Source organism: Haloplanus sp. CK5-1, assembly GCF_037201915.1.
GTDB lineage: Archaea > Halobacteriota > Halobacteria > Halobacteriales > Haloferacaceae > Haloplanus > Haloplanus salilacus.
Map to the genome: position 1 here is coordinate 2,097,918 of NZ_CP147505.1, position 19,742 is coordinate 2,117,659.

Consider the following 19,742-nt stretch of genomic DNA (forward strand, 5'->3'; position numbering starts at 1 on the left):
CCGGTCTGATAAGTCCAACACCAGAAGTTATTGGATGTATTAACTCGTTTAACCTGGTGTAATTGCAACGAAAAGAATCGTTATAGACTAAACCACCTTACGGACAGACACACCCCTCATACCGAGTGACATTCACGACAGGTACCGTCTCTATCAAAGGGATTCGGCGAGTAATGTAATCCCGAGCAGCCCGCTGTCTTTTTATAAATAGAGAAGCTCGCCGTTCACCGTGGGAACGACGTCATCTTGGGGGTAAACTTGTGGTATTATGAGATATGTGGTTGCTAGCGTGTGGGGATCTTCCCACCACACATCGTGTCGAGTGTTCTCCACAGAGAGTTATCCTGTTTGACCAGCTTTCTTCGGTGCTCTGAATGTTGACCAGAGAATTAGGGTCCAAGCACACCCCGCGTACCGAGTGAAATCGAAGGTGTGGCATACGCAGGTCAATGAGAGCCTCGACTATCGTTCAATATTATTGATGAAGTCTTCAACACTGATCGAACCGGTTTATTCGGGACGCGGAGACTCACTCGGTTTGCCCCGTGTCTAAGACTCTCAATTTATATTTAAAACAAGTCTATTCGGCGCTTTGATTGTCTCTAACTCCATTATTAACACTCTCACTTGGTACTTAGTCGGTACATTTTTGTTGTTCCTCGCAGATGCATGTGTATGACAAGACGCGACGATATCTTCGAGACAGGAGAGATATTCCAAGACCGGAAGCTCGTCCGCGTCGGCCACGTTCCGAATCTTGACCGTGTTGTCGGCCGGGATAGTGAGATCGAGTTGATGGGGAGTGCCCTTGCCCCAGCGATACGTGGAGGCCCACCCGAAACGACGATTATCTATGGCAAAACCGGAACCGGAAAATCACTCGTTACGAGGTGTGTGACTCGCGAAGCGAGGGACCGAGCAGCGGAGAACGGTCAACGGTTCACGTACGCCTATGTTGATTGCTCTGATTATGGGACCGAAGCACAAGCAAGCCGCCAGATGGCTCGAGAGTTGCAGGCCAATCTTGGTGACGCTGTTGGCAATCAGTCGATTCCACGGCGTGGAATCGGCGCTGCAGACTATCGTGACGTCACGTGGGAACTACTTTCGGAGGGCGATGTCGATGCCTTCGTAGTTATTCTTGATGAAATAGATAAACTTGACGGGGATGCACTGTTGCGCAGCCTATCTCGGGCCCGCGAAAGTGGCAAAGCAGAGGCCTTCGTTAGTGCAGTGTGCATCAGTAATAAGATCGAATATCGAGAGCAGCTTAGTGAGCGGGTTGACTCTTCGCTTCAGGATAATGAGGTTGTTTTCGATCCGTACGACGCCACTCAACTGGAAGCGATCTTGACTCGACGGAAGGATGCCTTTTCTGAGGGTGTTTTGGAAGAGGGAGTCATTTCGAAGACTGCAGCGTTAGCTGCCCGTGAGCACGGTGATGCACGGAAAGCAATCGATATGTTGTATGAGGCAGGCCGGATCGCTGAAAAAAATCAAGCCACCCAAGTTACTGTGGATCACGTTGATGCTGCGCTGAAACGGGCCGAAATCAATCGATTCCAAAAACTCGTTAGCGGCCAGACTCCGCATGTCAAGCATATTCTCCGAGCATTAGCACTACTTACTGAAAAGGCCGATTGTCAGCGCTTCCGCACAGCAGAGGTGTATGACACCTATCAACAGGTCGCAGAGCATGCCGGTGCAAGTCCCCTAAGCTATGATCGAGTTCAGCGACTGCTCAAAGAACAGGCCTTTCTTGGCGTCACAGAAAGTGAGCACACCGGAGGTGGACACGGGGAAGGGAGCTATCGGGTCCATCGCCTACTCCGTTCACCGGAGATTGTCTCTGAAGGGCTAAATGGTGCATAGTTTTCCGTGTCTGTATCGTCTATTCTTCACTCGGTATCGGGTGTGTCCATACTCGTACCGGTTGAGGGTCACGAGGCTGGTCTAAGATCTTGGATTTCACTCGGTATCGGGTGTGTCTCTGAGACTCAGGTTATAATACTCTTTTCGGCGAGTTATTGATGACTGTCTGGTTAGTGAACGGGAACCGGTCGGTGCCGTTTGGCCCCACCACTTCGAAGGTGGTCGCGCTCATGTTGATGTCGCTGGCGCCCGGTGTCTTCTGAACAACCATCGATACTTCGTTCACAGCCATGTACGTGTCACTCTAAAATAGGTCTTGTTGAGAATCGTCCAGTATCACGTCATCGCTCTCGTTGCACACCGAGACGTTCCCTGTCTTCGAAACGGGTTCGAGTCGATCCGAAACCTGTGTGCTGCTCTGTTATCCGGTCTGTTCTGATTGGGTCTGGAGGAAGCCAGCCGTGTTGATCAGGACACCGGCCGCAATCGCTGCAACCAAGACCAGCGCGATGAACATGATGAGCGTCCCGATACCGACTTGGCCTCGGTCAGTTCGTTCTTTGAGCATTGTTGTCTCGTATGCAGGCGTCTGGGAAATCGTCTTAACTCTCTGGAGCAAATGACCACATCGAAAAATCGGGTGTACGACCAGAAGCACAGAATTACGGAACTGAGGACAACGTGTAACGGTCACGTCCAGTTGTGGTTCTCCCAGCCCTCATAGTGTTTCAGCCGGCTCTTGATCTCGAATGGTTCCCACTCACATTCGTAGTAGAGGACATCGGCCAGCTGGCCGAACTCCCCGTTGTTGAGTTCGATTCCCTTGTTCCCTCGATTCGTGATGTAGGGCGCGGAACGCAGATCGTCGAAGATGTCGATGGCGGTGGGGTAGTCGCTCGTATCGATAGCCGAGATAGAAAGAAGATTTTCCTCAACGATAGGTGACCCCCAGCGATGTTCGGCTATCATCGCTGCGAGGAGCGCACATTTTACTGACGGCTTTCGCATACCCCTCTGTTTTTCATCTGTCTCTAATAAGAATATGTTAATACGTGTTTACGCTCAGGCGAACAGTTATGTATGTCAGCGGGTAAACTGACCGTATGAGCGAGCCACCGCAGACCCACTCGGCGGCGGAGAAAGACACCAAGGAGGCCCGTCTAGAGAATCCGAGCGGCGTCCTCTACCTCTTCCAGCACGAGAGCGTCCCGATTCTCATCGACGCTATCCTCACGCTTCCACCTGGACGGGAGTTCAACAAGACCGAATTCGCCGATCACGCCGGCGTCACCCGGCAAACCGTGAGCAACTACATCAACGTTCTCTTGCAGACCGATGTGGTTGAGGAGGTTCCGAACACGTCCCCGCGCCGGTATCGTGTCGCGAAGAGCGACGTCGTCCAGGAGCTTTTCGAACTGAACAGTGCCCTGAACGCCGCCGGCGAGTCAGCTACCAACGGCTGAAACTGTGGGCTTCCGCCTTGCTACCGCTGTGATTGACATCTTCCCGCGCCTAAAGACGCGGGAATCCCAAGCGTTGGGATATTAGGGTTTGCAGTCTCCCTGTTCTCTCGGTGTAAACCGTCCGCTCTCGCGGTCGAACAGGAAGACTCCGAGCTGTGCCAACCAGCCGTTACTCATATCGCCCATCGGGGGACTCTGAGTTATCCGTCTACGAATGTTCACCGCGCCGTTCACGTCTGCGTTCATCGTCGCCGCGCACGACGAACAGACGTATAGACCGCGCTCCACACGGTTGCTATCCCGAATCTGCCTACAACACGAACACGAGCACGCAGCAGTCGTTCCGCGTGGTCGACACGAGCCTCGAAGCGAACGTTGGCACGATCGGCGGCCAGGTCGCGATCGAGGACTCGGAGGCCAACGTGACGGGGACCGCACTCGGTGCCCAGTCGGTCACGGTGATCTTCGTGGGTGAGCGTGGCAACACGGTCTACCAGACGATCTCCGTCGACGACACGATGGTCGTCGCCGGCACGACGAACCTCCAGCCCGACGACAACTCGATCACCGTCGAGCTGCTGACCGAGGAGGGCGACTCGGTCGCCCTGTCGACGACCCAAGAGTGGTCGACTGACGGTTCCTGCATGGTCAGCCTCGAGCTCGAGGACGTCGAGACGGGGACCTACGACGTTGAAGCTGACGACAGCTACAACGAGGACCTCGCGTCGGTAGAGATCGTCCAGAACCGACAGACTGCGACGCCGGAACCGACGGACACGCCGGAGCCGACGGACACGCCGGAGCCGACCGACACGGTGACGGACACGCCGGAACCGACGGACATGCCGACGGACACGGCGACTGCGACGCCGACGTTGGAAGGCGGACCGGGCTTCGGTGCGATCATCGCGGTCATCGCGCTCTTGGCGGCTGCGCTGCTGGCCACCCGGCGCGACACCTAACGACGACTGATCGCCGGTAGCGATCACGCGACGCCGTTCGCGGTTTTTTGATGTAACATACGTCAGTACCCTGTACTTGGTCAGCTACGGCTGTTGGTGATCGAACTGCCAGTCACACAGATGATGAAAATATCCACGGCTCTAGCCAGAGCGGTGTCGATTTGAACGGTAATTCGAGGGCGATTTCGGAACGATTTTTATTGATCCGAGTTAAGTCTAAGTGATGGATTCCCGGCCCGGTGATGTCTGTATCCTCATTCCAACCTTGGATGAGGCCGAGACCATCGGCGACGTCGTCGAGGACTTCCGCGAGGCGGGATTCTCCGACGTCCTCGTCGTCGACGGCGGGTCGACCGACGGCACCCGCGACGTCGCCCGCGAGGCGGGCGCGCGCGTCGTCCAGCAGTCGGGGACGGGAAAGGGACAGGCGGTTCGCGAAGCCATCTCGAACCACGTCGACGCCGACTACGTCCTCATGCTCGACGGCGACGGCACGTACCGCGCCGCCGACGCGAACGAGATGCTCGCCCCCCTCCGCTCGGGCGAGGCCGCCCACGTCATCGGGAACCGCTTCGCAGACATGCGTTCGGGCGCGATGACGTTCCTCAACCGGGTCGGCAACCGCCTCATCAACGCCGCCTTCCGGACGATCCACCGCGACGACTTCGGCGACATCCTCTCGGGCTACCGCGCCTTTACTCGCGAGTCCTTCGAGGCGATGCACCTCACCGCCGACGGCTTCGGCATCGAGACGGAGATGGCCGTCGAGTGTGCCAAACACGGGATCCCGACGACGGTGGTCCCGATAACCTACCGCCCTCGCCCTTCGGGGTCGAACACGAACCTCCACCCGGTCCGGGACGGCGGGATCATCTTCCTCGAACTGTACCGCCGGGCGAAGACCAACAATCCCCTCTTCTACTTCGGAAGCATCGGCACGGTGTCGACACTGTTCGGGGGTCTCGTCGCCGCCTACGTCGGCGTCGAGTGGGTCACCCAGCGCGTCTCCCACGAGGTGCTCGCGATCGTCGCCGCCTTCGCCATCCTCGTCGGCGTCCAACTGCTGATGTTCGGGGTGCTCGCGGATCTGATCCTCTCGTTGCACCGCGAGCAACTCCGCGAACAGGAGTGAGCGACGGTCAGGGCTCTTCGAGCACCGAACGAACTCGCTCCACGTAACTGTTCCCGCCCCAACTGCGGGCGTCACTGATCTCGTCGAGGAGTGATCGAGCATCAGTAGCTGACAGTTGCCCGGTTCGAACGAGAACCGAGAGCAGCGTCGGCGTCGTGACGAGCCGGGTATCGGCGAGTGAGGCGTGGATCAACCCGAGTTGGGTGAACTCGTCACAGAGAAAGAGCGCAGCATCGAGCTCGTTCGCGAGGGTGACGGCCGCGTTTTCACCGTCGTCGAGCGGAAACTCGGCGTCGAGGGCGACTGGCCGTATGGTAAACGAGTCCGCTCGGTCGAGTACTGCCGATGCGGCTTGCCTGTGGACGTCATCGTACGAAGCGATCTCTCGGAGTTCCTCGACGACCGCCGTCGGGACGACGACCTCGTACCGGGTGAGACAGAGCGCGAGTGGATCGGGGTCGTCGGGGGTAACGATCCCGAGGCTCACGAGGGCGGAGGCGTCCGCGACGAGTCGCGACATCTATGCGTCGGCGACTTCGTCGACGAAATCCTCGTCCAGTTGCTGTTTCAGCACCCGGAGGTTCGCCGCTTCTTCGGCACCGACGAGTGCGTTGAGTTGCTCGAAGGTGATCTCGCCGTCGTAGTAGGCGGCTGCGATCTCCTGGATCAGCGCATCGTCGTGAGTGGCCTCCTGGAGATACTCCCGCAGCGCAGTCACGAGGATATCCGTCCGATCTTCCCCGAGGACGTCGGCGAGCGCGTCGGTCCGGTCGATGAGCCGGTGTGGTGCCCGGAACTGGACACGCTTCTTATCGCTCCCCATCGTGTGCACGTTGTGAGCCAGCCCATTAGCTCTTTTCGTGTGTACAATGTGAGCCAACTTCGGCCGAGTGCACTCGGACACGAGTTGCGAAACGGTCGGTCAGCCGAAATACGACGGGCTTGTCGGGGCACCTACTCGAACGCACGTACCCCGCAGCCGAAGGTACATCTACGTTCCGTCCGTTCACAGGGGCATGCGCGACCTCGACGAGACGGACCTCGAGATCTTGGGGCTACTGATGGAGGACGCCCGCCGCCCGTGGGCCGACATCGCGGACGCGGTCGACCTCTCGCCGCCCGCGGTGTCCGACCGGGTCGACCGCCTCCGGGAGACGGGTGTCATCCGCGGGTTCACCCTCGACGTCGACCGCTCGAAACTCCGTGACGGCGTGCCGGTTCTCGTCCGTGTCGACCCCACGTCCGGGGTGTTCGACGACGTCCGCGGGGCTTTCCGCGACGCCGACGCGGTCGAACACGTCTTCTCGACGGCCGAGCGCGACCTGGTCTGTCACGCCCGCGTCGTCGACGGCGACGTGCCGGCGTGGCTCCCGACCGTCGTCGACGAACCCGGGGCGGCGATAGACGACTACACCGTGACGCTCCTGACCGGCGGCGAGTGGACGCCGACGGTCGACGGCGTCGGCTTCGCGCTGACCTGCGCACAGTGTGGCAACACGGTGACCAGCGAGGGGACGAGCGCCGACATCGGCGGCGACGTCTACCAGTTCTGCTGTCCCTCCTGCGAGCGTGAGTTTCGGTCCCGGTACGACCGCTTCGATGCCGAGGCCGAGTCCGGCACCGGGACCGGGCCGTCGGACTAACCTCGCCACGCGAACGGTAACGTTTAGGCCGCTCCCCGGGCATCGACGCGTATGCCCGAGAGAGTGCTCCTCGTCGGCGGTGGCGGGCGCGAACACGCCATCGCCCGCGCCGTCGCGCCGGACTGTTCGCTGTACGCCTGTGCGAGCAACCGCAACCCCGGCATCGCCGATCTGGCGGCCGAAACCCGGTCGATCGACGAAACCGACGCGGATGAAATCGTCGCGTTCGCCGAGGACGTCGACGCCACGCTCGCGGTGATCGGCCCCGAGTCGGCGCTGGCCGCGGGCGTCGCCGACGCCCTCGAGGATGCGGGCGTCTACGCCTTCGGTCCCGGAGCCGATGCCGCACGCATCGAGACGGACAAGGCCTACCAGCGGCGGTTCATGCGCGAGGAGGGTATTCCGGGCTGTCCGGACTTCGAGACGTTCGACGACATGGACGCCGCCTGTGCCTACATCGACGACTACGACGGTGACCTGGCGGTGAAGCCGGCGGGACTGACCGGCGGCAAGGGCGTCCGCGTCATCGGCGACCAGGTGACCGAGGCGGAGGCCAAGGCGTACCTCCGGGACTCCGACTACGACCGCGTCGTCCTGGAGGAACGCCTCGTGGGCGAGGAGTTCACCGTACAGGCGTTCGTCTCGGACGGCGAGGTTCGGGTCACGCCGGCCGTCCAAGACCACAAGCGCGCCTACGAGGGCGACGAGGGGCCGAACACCGGCGGGATGGGGAGTTACAGCGACGCCGGCCCCGCACTCCCGTTCATGGACGAGGTCGACTACGACGCGGCCGTCGAGGTTCTGGAGGCGACGGTCGACGCCCTCCCCGACTACGAGGGCGTCCTCTACGGTCAGTTCATGCTCACCGCCGACGGCGTCCGCGTCGTCGAGTTCAACGCCCGCTTCGGCGACCCCGAGGCGATGAACACCCTGCCGGTCATGGAGACGCCGTTCCTCGACGTACTGACTGCGGCCCGGGACGGCGACACACTCCCGGATCTCTCCTTTGCGCCGCGGGCGACCGTCTGCAAGTACGCCGTGCCCGCGGGCTACCCCACCGACCCCGAGGCCGGATCGCGCATCGAGGTGGACGAGGAGAGCGTCGCGCGGGCCGCCGAAGGGAGCGGGGGCGACGCCCTCCTCTTCTACGCGAGCGTCGACGCCCGCGACGACGGTCTCTACACCACCACCTCGCGGGCCTTCGCCGTCGTCGGTATCGCGGACACCATCGCCGCCGCCGAGGACATCGCCGAAGACGCGCTGTCGGCCGCGGGGGACGGCCTGCGGGTCAGACACGACGTCGGGACGCAGTCGCTCGTACAGCGACGGATCGACCACGTCGAGGACCTGCGCGACTGAGACGGTCACCCGCCGCGCATGACGGACGTGCGACGCGCCACAAACCTTTATTTCGGCGCATCTCGTCGTTCTGTCAATGGCAACGATACGGGAATCTCTCGGCGATCTCGTCGACGACGTCGACCGTCTGTTCCTGTTCTCCCCGCCGGCGTCGTTCTACGAGCGGTTCGCGGACGGCGACGTCGGACTGGTGGTCGTCGCCGCCGAGAACGCGGTCGGCGCGGACGCCTTCGTCGAACTCCCTCTGGGGTTCGACAACGTCCGCGACCGGGTCAAGTTCGGTATCGAAGGGGCGATGGACCAGGGCTTCGTCGCCGAGGGCGACACCGTCGCCTGCTCGGTCTCGGTGTTCGGCGACGACCCCGACAGCCTGCTTCGCGTCCGAGTCGACGAGTCCGTTCGGTCGGGAGTCTACGACCTGTTCACCGACTCCAGAGCCGACTCCGGAGTGATTCGTGACGTGTTCGAGGTGGCGATCGACCTCGGGAAGAAAGGACAGAAGGGCAAACCCGTCGGTGCGCTGTTCGTCGTCGGCGACGCGGGCAAGGTGATGAGCAAGTCCCGGCCGCTCTCGTACAACCCCTTCGAGAAGTCCCACGTCCACGTGGGCGACCCCATCGTGAACGTGATGCTCAAGGAGTTCTCGCGGCTGGACGGCGCGTTCGTCGTCTCCGACTCGGGGAAGATCGTCTCGGCGTACCGCTACCTCGAACCGTCCGCCGAGGGCGTCGACATCCCGAAAGGACTGGGCGCACGCCACATGGCCGGGGGCGCGATCACCCGCGACACCAACGCCATCGCCATCGTCCTCTCGGAGTCCGACGGGATGGTCCGGGCGTTCAAGCGCGGGGACCTCGTTCTGGAGATCGATCCGGAGGAGTACTGAGATGCAGGGCGGTTCGATAGAGCGCGTCGTCGCGGCCGTGCCGCTCCGTCTCTGGCTCGCGTTCGCGACGGCCCTCGCCGGCCTCGTCTTGGGGTGGCTGGTCCGCGTGCTCACCGGCCGGCTGCTCCGGCGGGCGGGCGTCCCGGGCGTCATCGAGGGCACCACGTTCGAGCGGACGGCCCGCGAGTTCGGCACGTCGACCGTCGCCATCCTCGGGGCCATCGCCGGCTACTTCGTCTTCGGCATCGCGCTGTTCGCCGCCGTCGCAGTCGCCGAGATCCAGTACGTCGCCCAGTTCTGGAACGCCGTCGCCGGCTTCCTCCCGCAGCTCTTTTTCGCCGTGATAGTCCTCATCGTCGGGGTGGTCCTCGGCGACAAGGTGGAACTGCTCGTGTCCGAGCGGTTCCGCGGGGTGAAACTCCCACAGATCGGCGTCCTCCCACTGATGGCCAAGTACAGCATCTTCTATCTGGCCGCGCTGATCGCCCTCGGACAGGTGGGCGTCGCCACCGCCGCGCTCATCGTCCTGCTCGGGGCCTACGTCTTCGCGCTGGTCTTCCTCGGCGGTCTCGCCTTCCGACACCTGCTCTCGGCCGGCGCCGTCGGCACCTACCTCCTCCTCCACCAACCCTACACCATCGGCGACGAGATTCGGATCGGCGACGTTCGCGGTGTCGTCCAGGAGATGGACCTGTTCGTCACACACGTCGAGACCGACGGCGAGGAGCACGTCCTTCCGAACAGCAAGGTGTTCGCCGACGGCTTCGTCCGAATTCACTCCTGACCGCGACGCTCGCCGACGCCACCGTCGACCGGTCGTGCCGGCACGCCCGCGACGGTGGTCTCCGGGGGGACATCGTCCGCGACCAGCGAGTTGGCCGCCACCGTCGCGTCCGCACCCACTTCGACGCCCGGGAGGACCACCGCACCCGCACCGACCATCGCCCGTTCGCCGATCACCACCTCGCCGGTGCGGTACTCGTCCTGCAGGAACTCGTGACAGAGGAGCGTCGCGTCGTACCCGACGATGGCGTCGGTTTCGAGCGTCACGAGGTCCGGCCAGAACACGTCCGGCGTCGCCTCCAGTCCGATCGCCACCCCCGACTCGACGGTCGCACCGAGCCGCCGGAGGAGCCAGTTTTTGACCCGGAGACTCGGCGAGACGCGGATCAGCCAGACGGCGAGGTAGTTAATCGCCACCCTGAGTGGGTGGCGTGCCCGCGTCCATCCCCACAGCGAGTTGTGTGGTCCGCCGGTCGGGGTTCGGTCCAAGCGGTCGTGTCGCCGGTCGGCCGCCGAGTCGTCCGGATCGGTCACGGTCCCCGTTCGCGGCCCGCCGTCTTCAACCTCACTCCGACCGCGTCGGCGACCGGCGCCCGAGGTGTTTCGAGACGTACGGGCCGTCCTGGTGGTAGCCCAACTTCTCGCGGTAGTAGCGCCGGACACCGATCCCGCTGATGACGCTCACCTTGTCGTAACCGGCCTCGACGGTCAGTTCCTCGGCGCGTTCGAGGAGGCGGCGGCCGTACCCGCGGTGTTGCCAGTCGCCCCCGCTTTCGCCGTCGCCCTCCTCCCGGATACCCGCCTCGCTCCCGTAGACGTGGAGTTCGCGAACCAGCGCTGCGTCGTCGAGTTCGCGCCGGACGGGGTCGTTCGGGAACCGCAGCCGACAGAAGCCGATCAGCAGGTCCGCTTCGGGGTCCTCGAAACTGAGGAAGTGTTCGGTGCCGCCGCCGGCCTCGTAGGTCGTGACGTCGAGTTCCACCCGGTCGGGGTCCGGGTCGGCGTCGTTGTGCCCCACCTCGCGGGCGCGGATGTCGCGGGGGGTGATCCCCTTCTCTTCGGCCCGCTGGGTCGCCAACTGCCGGAGGTTCGACTTCCAGACGCCGGCGTCGATGTGGTCTGCGGGGATGTCCCGCTGGACCCGCTGCAAGCGGGTGTACTCCGGGATGAGGTCCATCACCTCGGCGACGAGGTCGGTCGCCTGCTCGTTGTCCAGCGGGTCGAACTCCTCGCGCCGCCACCGGTCGTAGATGCGCGTTCCCCGGACGACGAGGGTGGGGTAGATCTTCAGGTAGTCCGGCCGCCACCGGGGGTCCTCGAACAGCTGCCGGAAGTCCTCCAGACACATCGCCTCGGTCATCCCCGGTTGCCCGGGCATCATGTGGAAGCCGACCTTGAACGCGGCGTCGCGCAGGCGGCGGTTGGCGTCGATCGACGCCTGGACGCCGTGCCCGCGGTGCATCTCGCGGTTGATCCGCTCGTAGGTCGTCTGGACGCCCACCTCCACCTTCGTCCCGCCGAGCCGGAGCATCCGGTCGATCTGTTCGGGGCCACACCAGTCGGGCTTGGTCTCGAACGTCGTGCCGACGTTCCTGACGTCCGCCGTCTCGTTGTCGGCGATCACGTCCTCCAGATACCGAAACTCGGGATCCGACTCGGCGAAGCTCCGCCCCTCAGCCGGATCGGGCGTCGAGTCGGTGTCGTACTCGTTGAGCGCCTGGAGCGCCCGCTTGACGAACCACTCCTGGTAGTCGTGGCTCCGGGCGGTCATCGTCCCGCCCATGAGGATGAGTTCGACCTTGTCGATTGGGTGGCCGATGTGTCTGAGCTGTTCGAGCCGCAGGGTCACCTGCCCGTAGGGGTCGTAGTCGTTCTGTTCGCCCCGCGCCGCGGCGGGTTCGTGGCCCGTGTAACTCTGGGCGCTGTCGAACTCCGAGGCCGGGCCGCCGGGACAGTAGAGGCACTTCCCGTGGGGGCACATGTGCGGTGCGGTCATGATCGCCACGGGCGAGACACCCGAGGCGGTTCGGACCGGCTTGCGCCGGACGACCGCCTGTACCTCCTCTCGGCGGTCGTCGGGGGCGTGCTGGAGGATGTGTGCGTTCTTGGGCACCTTCGCCGCCGAGTGGGTCGAACACGCGTCGAGTTTCGCGGCCTCGAGGTCGTCGCGTCCCACTTCACCGTCGAGGATGCGCTCGACGAGGTCCTCACACACCCGTTCGAACGCCTCGCTGCCCTCGGTCTCGGGGTCGGCGTCCGTGCTCACGAGTCGGTCCTCCCGGTAGCCGTCATTCGGTCCACTCTCGTCGAGTCGCGGGGTTAAGGGTGTCGTTCCGCCCGATCAGGCCAGCCGATCGGTCGCGGCGTCGATCACCGCGTCGACGGCGTCGTCGCGGCGACCGGAGAGGAACTCGATGCGGCCGTCGCGGACGCTCGCGGCGGTGATGCCGGCGTCCGTGACACGCTCCGCGGCGTCGGCGGCGACGCCCCGCACGTCGAGGTCGCGGTCGTCGCGGAGGTAGAGTTCGTCCGTGCCGATACCGACCGTCAGGTGGTCGTCGTCGTCGCTCCGGCGGCGGTGGAGCGCGTCGATCAGGAGTTCCGTCGGCGGGAAGTCGAAGCGGTGGGTGTAGGCGTCGGTGTCGAGGACGTCGACGGTCACGTCGCCCACCCGACGGTCGAGGTTGGCGGTCGCGGTGTCGACCTCGTCGTCGAGTTTCCGGCGGAACTGCTCGCTGATGTGACCGGCTAGGCCGCCCGCGTCGTCGAACAGGAGGTCGGTGATGAGTTCGCGCTTGTCCTCGTATGACTGGTAGTACGCCTCCAGCGCGATGGCCTCGCGGAGTTCGCGCGTCCGGTCGGCGTCGTAGCCCGCGTCGGCGGCGAGGTCGACGAACGCCTCGGGGGTGTCGCCCCAGTAGGAGATGGCCGGCAGGTGTGCGAGGTCGGCGCCGGCGTCCGGGGTGACCGTCGCCGCGAGCGTCGCCGCGAGCGCACCCGTCGAGAGGTCGGCTGCGTCCGCACCCGCCAGTCCGGGGTTGACGATGGCGTCGCAGTCCTCGGCCACGGCCGCGTCTGCCACCTCGGCGTCGACGACGACCCGTTGGGCGCCGTAGATACCGAGCAGCCCCAGCCCGTCGCTGGACTCGACCGTGCTGCCCGTGCCGACGAGCAGAACCAGCGGGAGTTTCTCGTCGTGTCGGTCGCGGTCCTGCAACATCCGGGTCACGTCGTTGGTGGCGTCGTCCATGTCGTAGACGGCGCCCTCCAGCGGTCGTCGCGTGAAGTAGTGGTACTCCGCGTCGGCGGCGGCGTGTTCGTCGCGGATCAGCGGCAGGACGGCGCGCTCAACGGCGGCGCCGGCGACGTAGCCGTCGGCTGTCGCGGCGTGTCGGACCACCAGCGGACGGGATTCGAGCACCGCGCGCCGGATGGTCTCCGCGGCGTCGAGCAGGTCGTCGGCGACGGCGTCGATGGCGTCGTGGTTGCCCAGTTCGGTCACCGACTCGGGGCGGGCCTCCGCCGTCAGCGCGTCGGCGAGTCGCTCCTCGACGGCCGCCGCGTCCTCGCCGTCCAGCACGGAGAGCGCCTCGGTCTCGACCTGCAGTTCCTCGTAGCGTCGCTCCACCTCGCCGTCGAGGCGGACGACGTTGCCGACCTCGACCTCGGGGTAGGCGCGGACGCCGGCCTCGACGAACGCCGCGCAGTCGATGACCCCCGTGTCGTCTCGGAGTTCGAACACGGTCGGCCCGCTGGTCTGTCGGACGCTGACGATTTCGCCTTCGAGACCGATCGTCTCGCCGACGTGGCCGTCGAGCGACGCGACCGCGACGCGTTCGTGCGTTCCGGCTACGTCCTCCTCCTCGTCTTCGCGCGTCTCGGTCGCCACCGCCGCGGTCGAGCCGTTGCCACGGTCGCCGCTGGCGATGTCCCCGTCGTCGCCGTCGTCGTTCGTCGTCTCCGTACTCGTGTTCGCGCTCGTGCGCTCGCTCCCGCGGTCGCTCTCGTCGTCCGGGGCCGTCGGCGTCTTTCGGACGGGGCCGTCGTCGTCATCGTCGTCGGACTCGATCGGGTCGCCGTCTTCGTCGCCGTCCGGGTCGTGGACCTTCGCACCGCGGAACTCGCCGTCGGACTGTCGCTTCGACCACGCCAGGTCGACGTTGCCGTTGTCGCGGACGTTCTTCACTTGGACGAACACCGTGTCGCCGGCGTCCCAGTCGAGGCTCTCGAGGCGACGGTCGAGTTCGCTCCGGTGGAGCAGCCCGGTCACGCCCGGCGAGAGGTCGACGAACACGCCGAAGTCGGCGAAGCCGTCGACCGTGCCTTTGTAGTACCGTCCCGATACCAGTTGGTCCGGACTGGAGCCGCGGAAATCGAACCAGACGTCTTCTTCGTGGGTGATCCAATCCATTGATGGAGCAGAGTGGCCACACCCTAAAACGATTGTCGAAACCGTTCGGCCGCCGACACCCGCGTCAGATGATGTACCACGCTCGCAACAGGGCGATCAGGGCGTCGACGCCGCCGAACCCGTAGCCAAAGAGCAGGGTGGCCGGGAGCGCACCGGCGAGGGCCGCCCGTCCGCGGGTCGTGTCGTGGACGGCCGCGAGTCCGATCACCAACAGGGCGGCCCCGTACAGGCAGCACGCCACCCGCAGTCCGGTGACGGGGAGGGCGGCGAGCGGACAGGGTGCGGTCGCGTAGCCCAGCACTTGCACCGTCTCGCTCACCCCCGCTCGGTCGCGGACGACGACCATCAGCGCGAGGGTCTGGAGCGCCGCCAACAGGTGGAGGGTCGCCGGTGCGATCAGAACACCGACCAGTAGGACGGTCACACCCGTCCGGAGCGGGCCGCGTACCGGGAACCGAGCCGGATCGACGGACGCGAGGAGGACGGCGTACCCGACCGCCATCACGACGGCGAAGACGAGTCCCGGTGCCTGGTCCCCGGGGGCGACTCCGTTGTCGAAGAAGCGCCGGGGGCGCGTCAGCACCTCGACCCACGCACGGGCGACGCCGCGCGGCCCGCGGTCCCGTCCACCGCGGGGATTCTCGACCCACGTCGTCACGGTTGGACGTGAGTGGGCGGTCGGCAAATGGGTTCTGGTCCGGCCGTTGTCGACCGTCACCGGTCTGTTCGACCGTCGCGTCCTCGACGACCCGGTCGACTCGGCGTCGGCGGTGTCGAGGGATCGCTCTCGGGCCGTCGACGGGGATGGCTCTCCCGTGTCCCCGACTCACCACTCCAGTCCGCCGTTGACGCCGAGGACCTGCCCGGTCATGTAGTTGGCGTGGTCGCTCGCCAGGAACCTGACCATGCCCACGATGTCCTCGGGGTCGGCGAACCGGTCCAGCGGAATCTTCTTTCGGATGTTGTCCTGGACGCGTTCGGGCACCTTCTCCAGCATGTCGGTCTTGACGAACCCCGGCGCGACGCAGTTGGCCGTCGCCCCGTCCGAGGCGAGTTCGAGCGCGAGCGTTCGCGTGAACGCGAACAGTCCCCCCTTCGAGGCGGCGTAGTTCGCCTGCCCGTAGTTGCCTTGCTGTCCGACGACGCTGGAGATGTTGATCAGGCGGCCGTGCTCGGCAGTCCGGATGTCGTCGAAGAAGGCCTTCGTACAGTTGAACGTCCCCCCCAGGTTCACGTCGATCACCTGTTCCCAGTCTTCGTGGGTCATGTCCTCGAACTTCCGGTCGATGGTGATGCCGGCGTTGTTGACGAGGACGTCCACCGACCCCAACTCCTCGCGGACCTCGGCGGCCATCCGCTCAACGTCCGCCGGATCCGAGACGTCGGCCTGTGCACAGATGGCGTTCTCACCGCTCTCCTCGATCGTCTCCTTGACACGCCGGGCCGACTCCTCGGAACTCCGGTAGTTCACGGCTACGTCCGCGCCACACCGGGCGAGTTCGAACGCGATCGAGCGCCCGATTCCCCGTGACGATCCCGTGACGACGCAGGTTCGGTCGGCCAACGGTCGAGGGTTGAGTGGTTCCAGTCGGGTGGTAGTTTCGGACATACACATGTCATTGTGTGGTAATGGGTGTTAACTATTAGCGACGAGACGGACCCCGTTCGACCGCCACGGCGGGTCGCCCCCTTCGAGGTGTCCTCAGCGGACCCACCCTTCTCCGAACGGTATCGACCCCACGAACGTATATGTCCGCTCCCGACGACTCCCGACCATGCGCGTCAGCGTCGTCGGCGGCAGTACCGTCGGATCGACCGAGACCGAGCGAGCGGGGACCGTGGGTCGTCTGCTCGCCCGCCGGGGACACGTCGTCGTGTGTGGTGGCCTCGGCGGCGTCATGGAGGCGGCGTGTCGGGGGGCGAACGAGGCGGGCGGCGAAACCGTGGGCATCCTTCCGACGGCCGACCCGAGCGACGCCAACGACTACGTCGACACCGCCGTCGCGACGGGGATGGGCCACGCCCGCAACGCGATGGTCGTGATGAACGGCGACGCCGTCGTCGCCGTCGACGGCGGCGCGGGGACGCTCTCCGAACTCGGGTTCGCTGGCGTGTTCGACCGGCCAGTCGCGGGCCTGGGCACCCACGATGCCCCCGGCGTCACCCCCGTCGACACGCCCGAGGCGGCGGTCGACTACGTCGAGTCCGCCGCCCAGCACTGATCGTCGAGCGTCGCCTTCAGGTCGACCACCGGGCTGCCGTCGGCCATGTCGACACCGCCGAGACGGACTCGACCGGCCGTGGGATCGACGCTCCGGACCGAACACTCGGTGACACAGATCGGGTTGGGACGGGCGGGGGAGCGCGACGTGAACACGCCACGATCGGGGTCGCGATCCAGCGTCAGGATGTCGTCCGCGCGGTCGGCCCACCAGACGACCACGACGCGGTCGGCGTCGAACCCCGATAGCCCCTCGCGGTAGGCGGGGTCGATCTCGACGACGCCCTCGGCGTCGTCGTGGAAGCCCTGTCGCGGCGCGTCGCTCGTCGTCTCGAACGGCGTGTGGACGGTGCCGATGGGGTCACACTGCATGGCGATACGGCGTATCCGGTGGCAGAAAAACCTGTGTCGCGTCCGGCCTCACCGATCCGCCGTCACCGCCCGCTGCCACTCCCGGACGGCGATGGCGGCGAGGAGGGCGACCGTCCCCGCGGCGGCGAGGAGCCCACCGATCGCCCACTGTCCACGGAACCCGACGAGCATCAGACCGAGGCTCACGCCGAACAGACCCGCCTGCGCGAACGCGGCGGTGAGGACGAACGCCCACAGCGTCGCCGCGGGAAGCGTCCGTATCGACTCACTCAGGTCTCCCGTCGGCTCGGTCTCTTCCTCCAACAGGGAGTCGGGGTCGAACACTACGACTCGCGGCGGAGTGAGAGCAGCAAGACCGTACCACCGCGTGGGGGAGTGGGGCGAGGCCGGTACGGGAACCGCCACCGGAAGGCGGTGGCGTTCACCAGGTCCCGTGGAACGTGTCGAACGAGAGGGAATCGAGCGGTTCGTCGCCGACGGCGATGCGGTACTCGCCCGGCGTGAGCATCGGCTTGTGGAACTGCGGCCCGTCGTCGGTCGTGATCCGGGGACAGCCGGTGTTGACGAACGCGTCCATGTCGAAGTTGCGCAGGCGGTCCGGCGTCACCTCGTCCATCGTGATGAGGTAGGCGTCGTCGTTGTCCTCGACGATCTTCTCGGCCACGTCCCAGCGACCCTGGCCGATCTTCGTACAGAAGATGACGCCCCACTTCTCGGCGTCCATCGCCTTGTGGACCGATGCGTAGCGCTGTTTCATGAACTGCTCCGTGTCCGCGACGGTGACGACGTTGTTGACGGGATCGGCGATCACGACCGTCTTGTCGGGGTGTTCCATCGCGAGGCCCAGCGGGTGGAACTTCCCGCCACCCACGTACAGCACCTGATCGGCGTCGATGTCGGCGGAGGCGTAGTTGCAGCCGAGTACCTGCCCCTCGTGGGTGAGGCGGTCGTCGCCCTTGCGGGTGTGGACGGTGAAACCCTCGTCCTCGAGCCACTCCCGCATCTCGTCGAAGCGGTTCATGTGCTGTGCCGTCGTCACGAGTCCCACGTCGCCGATCTCGAGTTCGTCGAGCGAGTCCTCCATGATCGGGAAGGGGTCGACGTTCGAGAACAGCGGGACGTAGATGATCTTCTCGGACTCCTTCATCGGCGAGTGGCCGAAGTGGACGAACACGTCCGTCCGCCGCATCAGGTAGGTGTCGAGGTCACAGGCACCGTAGCAGGGCTGGCCCGAGAGCATGTACGTCACGTCGTCGTCGGTCAGCGCCCGGAGGTCGTCGGCGACGGCCGGGCCGCGCCGTTTCAGGCCTTCGGGAAACTGGAGGCCGACTTTCGTGGCGTCGCGCTCCTCGACGGCCTCGACGATCCGGTCGAGTTCGTAGTCCCACTCCCGGTCGTGTTTCAGCGACATCCCCGTGTTCCGGAGGTCACCCTCGGTGGACGCGTCCTGACTCATTATCGTCTCGTTGCCGGCGAGGCGGTTTAACGTCCGCGCTTCTGCCGGGTGACACACCGGGTATCCAGTCGCGGGCGGCACACCCGAGCGACCGGCCCGCCGGCTGATACGTTTTTATTCACCCGTACCGTACGGCCGGTGATGGCAACGCCTCCGGACCGTATCGACGACACTCTCGCGGGCTGTTCGTCCGTTCTGCTCCTCGCATCGTCGTCGGACACCGAGGCGGACGCCTGTGTCACGCTGTTGACCCGATACGCACCGGAACGGACGAACGTCCTCGGAGCGACCGTCTCCCGGAGTCCGGGGGATCGGTTCGCACTCTGGCGACGCGAGGTTCCGGAGGGGGTCCCCAAGCGCGCGGCCATGATCGACGCCGGCCGTGGCGTTCGGACGCGGACGGAGCGCGACGTCGGTGACCTCCCGCCGGAGTTCACGCTTGATCGCCTCCCCGAACACGCCGAACCCGTCGACCTCGGCATGGCTCTCTCGCGACGCCTCGGCAGTTGGGAGTCGACACCGGAGTCGACGGCGCTCTGTCTGCACTCCCTGACGGCGCTCGTCGGGGCCTTCGACCGCGAGTCGGTCATCTCGCTGGTCGACAGCCTGAACCGACTGTGCGAGACGGTCGACGCGGTCGGCCACCACCACATGGACCCCACGGCACACGACGACGAAACCGTCGCGATGTTTCGCCCACTGTACGACGCGGTGATCGACGTCAACGCCGAGGACGGGTGGACCGTGACGCTGGCCGACACCGAAGCCGACGCCCCCTCCTTTCGGCGTTCCACGGCACCACCCGGCGGGGCGGCGAGCACCGACCCGGACCGGCCCGAAACCGTTCCGATTCCCTACTCCTTCGATCAGACGCTCGACCTCATCTCCGACGCACGGCGGCGGACGCTCCTCTACTGGCTGAAAGACAGGGGAAGCGGGACGGTAGCGTTCGACGATATCGTCGAGGCGGTGGTGACACGCGAGACGTCGATTCCGGCCCGGGAGGCTCCCGAATCGCGGGATTCGGTCCGCGTGTCGCTCGCCCACGCCCACCTGCCGAAACTCGCCGACCTCGGCATCGTGGAGTACGACCCCGACGGCGCCACCGTCCAGTACCACGGCAACCCCGCGCTCGAATCCTTCCTCAGATACGTCGAGACGATAGAACTGGGCTGATCGGAC

At 65.0% G+C, this 19,742-nt stretch carries 21 protein-coding genes and 2 pseudogenes; 10 read left to right on the forward strand and 13 right to left on the reverse strand.

Annotated features, from left to right (window positions below; genetic code table 11):
- Positions 1-675 precede the first annotated feature (675 nt).
- Positions 676-1,872 (forward strand): Cdc6/Cdc18 family protein, encoded by a 1,197-nt coding sequence (locus tag NBT81_RS11095; RefSeq protein ID WP_338738502.1) that lies wholly within the window; start codon positions 676-678, stop codon positions 1,870-1,872.
- Positions 1,873-2,296: 424 nt separating this feature from the next.
- On the opposite strand, the pseudogene NBT81_RS11100 reads toward NBT81_RS11095, so the two are convergent.
- Positions 2,297-2,440: pseudogene (locus tag NBT81_RS11100) on the reverse strand (archaellin/type IV pilin N-terminal domain-containing protein); the annotation flags it as partial.
- A 122-nt stretch (positions 2,441-2,562) separates the two neighbouring features.
- Positions 2,563-2,880, reverse strand: coding sequence for a hypothetical protein (locus NBT81_RS11105; RefSeq protein ID WP_338738506.1), 318 nt, complete (start codon positions 2,878-2,880; stop codon positions 2,563-2,565).
- Positions 2,881-2,975: 95 nt separating this feature from the next.
- On the opposite strand from NBT81_RS11105, the gene NBT81_RS11110 reads away from it, so the two are divergent.
- A complete protein-coding gene (locus NBT81_RS11110; protein WP_338738508.1) occupies positions 2,976-3,335 on the forward strand; it encodes a helix-turn-helix domain-containing protein in 360 nt (119 codons plus the stop codon).
- Between the two features lie 81 nt (positions 3,336-3,416).
- Here the strand turns inward: NBT81_RS11110 and NBT81_RS11115 are convergent.
- Positions 3,417-3,662, reverse strand: a pseudogene (locus NBT81_RS11115) (zinc ribbon domain-containing protein); the annotation flags it as partial.
- Between the two features lie 20 nt (positions 3,663-3,682).
- Here NBT81_RS11115 and NBT81_RS11120 point away from each other — a divergent pair.
- Positions 3,683-4,297 carry a PGF-CTERM sorting domain-containing protein gene (locus NBT81_RS11120; protein ID WP_338738510.1) on the forward strand — a complete coding sequence of 205 codons (615 nt, stop codon included), beginning with the start codon at positions 3,683-3,685 and terminating at the stop codon, positions 4,295-4,297.
- Positions 4,298-4,520: 223 nt separating this feature from the next.
- Positions 4,521-5,429, forward strand: a complete 909-nt coding sequence (gene aglJ / locus NBT81_RS11125; protein WP_338738512.1) for an S-layer glycoprotein N-glycosyltransferase AglJ — start codon at positions 4,521-4,523, stop codon at positions 5,427-5,429.
- A 7-nt stretch (positions 5,430-5,436) separates the two neighbouring features.
- Here the strand turns inward: aglJ and NBT81_RS11130 are convergent, their stop codons facing one another.
- Together NBT81_RS11130 and NBT81_RS11135 are read right to left on the reverse strand one after the other, a co-directional pair.
- Positions 5,437-5,949, reverse strand: a complete 513-nt coding sequence (locus NBT81_RS11130) for a hypothetical protein (protein ID WP_338738514.1) — start codon at positions 5,947-5,949, stop codon at positions 5,437-5,439.
- Positions 5,950-6,252 carry a hypothetical protein gene (locus NBT81_RS11135; protein ID WP_338738516.1) on the reverse strand — a complete coding sequence of 101 codons (303 nt, stop codon included), beginning with the start codon at positions 6,250-6,252 and terminating at the stop codon, positions 5,950-5,952.
- Between the two features lie 193 nt (positions 6,253-6,445).
- On the opposite strand from NBT81_RS11135, the gene NBT81_RS11140 reads away from it, so the two are divergent.
- The 4 genes from NBT81_RS11140 (at position 6,446) to NBT81_RS11155 (ending at position 10,101) form a co-directional block, all read left to right on the forward strand.
- Entirely contained in the window at positions 6,446-7,072 is a 627-nt protein-coding gene (locus NBT81_RS11140) for an AsnC family transcriptional regulator (RefSeq protein ID WP_338738518.1), read from the forward strand.
- Positions 7,073-7,123: 51 nt separating this feature from the next.
- On the forward strand, positions 7,124-8,431 hold the full coding sequence (gene purD, locus NBT81_RS11145; RefSeq protein ID WP_338738520.1) for a phosphoribosylamine--glycine ligase: 1,308 nt from the start codon (positions 7,124-7,126) through the stop codon (positions 8,429-8,431).
- A 76-nt stretch (positions 8,432-8,507) separates the two neighbouring features.
- Positions 8,508-9,317 carry a diadenylate cyclase DacZ gene (dacZ, locus tag NBT81_RS11150; protein ID WP_338738522.1) on the forward strand — a complete coding sequence of 270 codons (810 nt, stop codon included), beginning with the start codon at positions 8,508-8,510 and terminating at the stop codon, positions 9,315-9,317.
- Position 9,318: 1 nt separating this feature from the next.
- On the forward strand, positions 9,319-10,101 hold the full coding sequence (locus NBT81_RS11155) for a mechanosensitive ion channel domain-containing protein (protein WP_338738524.1): 783 nt from the start codon (positions 9,319-9,321) through the stop codon (positions 10,099-10,101).
- Here NBT81_RS11155 and NBT81_RS11160 read toward each other — a convergent pair.
- The 5 genes from NBT81_RS11160 to fabG all read right to left on the reverse strand — a co-directional run bounded on the left by NBT81_RS11160 (position 10,092) and on the right by fabG (position 16,120).
- On the reverse strand, positions 10,092-10,634 hold the full coding sequence (locus NBT81_RS11160; RefSeq protein ID WP_338738526.1) for an acyltransferase: 543 nt from the start codon (positions 10,632-10,634) through the stop codon (positions 10,092-10,094). The two genes, NBT81_RS11155 and NBT81_RS11160, sit on opposite strands and share 10 nt — an antisense overlap.
- 31 nt (positions 10,635-10,665) lie before the next feature.
- Positions 10,666-12,366 carry a tRNA uridine(34) 5-carboxymethylaminomethyl modification radical SAM/GNAT enzyme Elp3 gene (locus tag NBT81_RS11165; protein ID WP_338738528.1) on the reverse strand — a complete coding sequence of 567 codons (1,701 nt, stop codon included), beginning with the start codon at positions 12,364-12,366 and terminating at the stop codon, positions 10,666-10,668.
- A 75-nt stretch (positions 12,367-12,441) separates the two neighbouring features.
- Positions 12,442-14,511 (reverse strand): DHH family phosphoesterase, encoded by a 2,070-nt coding sequence (locus tag NBT81_RS11170; RefSeq protein ID WP_338738530.1) that lies wholly within the window; start codon positions 14,509-14,511, stop codon positions 12,442-12,444.
- Positions 14,512-14,575: 64 nt separating this feature from the next.
- Positions 14,576-15,169 (reverse strand): YIP1 family protein, encoded by a 594-nt coding sequence (locus tag NBT81_RS11175; RefSeq protein ID WP_338738532.1) that lies wholly within the window; start codon positions 15,167-15,169, stop codon positions 14,576-14,578.
- A 168-nt stretch (positions 15,170-15,337) separates the two neighbouring features.
- Entirely contained in the window at positions 15,338-16,120 is a 783-nt protein-coding gene (gene fabG / locus NBT81_RS11180; RefSeq protein ID WP_338738534.1) for a 3-oxoacyl-[acyl-carrier-protein] reductase, read from the reverse strand.
- Between the two features lie 166 nt (positions 16,121-16,286).
- Here fabG and NBT81_RS11185 point away from each other — a divergent pair, with 166 nt between their 5' ends.
- A complete protein-coding gene (locus NBT81_RS11185) occupies positions 16,287-16,733 on the forward strand; it encodes a TIGR00725 family protein (RefSeq protein ID WP_338738536.1) in 447 nt (148 codons plus the stop codon).
- Here NBT81_RS11185 and NBT81_RS11190 read toward each other — a convergent pair.
- The 3 genes from NBT81_RS11190 to dph2 form a co-directional block, all read right to left on the reverse strand.
- Positions 16,706-17,104 (reverse strand): TrmO family methyltransferase domain-containing protein, encoded by a 399-nt coding sequence (locus tag NBT81_RS11190; RefSeq protein WP_338738538.1) that lies wholly within the window; start codon positions 17,102-17,104, stop codon positions 16,706-16,708. The genes NBT81_RS11185 and NBT81_RS11190 overlap by 28 nt on opposite strands.
- Before the next feature lie 48 nt (positions 17,105-17,152).
- The gene (locus NBT81_RS11195; protein ID WP_338738540.1) at positions 17,153-17,428 is read right to left on the reverse strand and encodes a DUF7322 domain-containing protein; all 276 of its coding nucleotides are present in this window, start codon (positions 17,426-17,428) and stop codon (positions 17,153-17,155) included.
- Between the two features lie 97 nt (positions 17,429-17,525).
- Positions 17,526-18,560 (reverse strand): diphthamide biosynthesis enzyme Dph2, encoded by a 1,035-nt coding sequence (dph2, locus tag NBT81_RS11200; protein ID WP_338738541.1) that lies wholly within the window; start codon positions 18,558-18,560, stop codon positions 17,526-17,528.
- A gap of 141 nt (positions 18,561-18,701) precedes the next feature.
- Between dph2 and NBT81_RS11205 the strand changes: the two genes are divergently transcribed.
- Positions 18,702-19,736, forward strand: a complete 1,035-nt coding sequence (locus tag NBT81_RS11205; RefSeq protein ID WP_338738543.1) for a DUF7504 family protein — start codon at positions 18,702-18,704, stop codon at positions 19,734-19,736.
- The last annotated feature ends 6 nt before the right edge of the window (positions 19,737-19,742 follow it).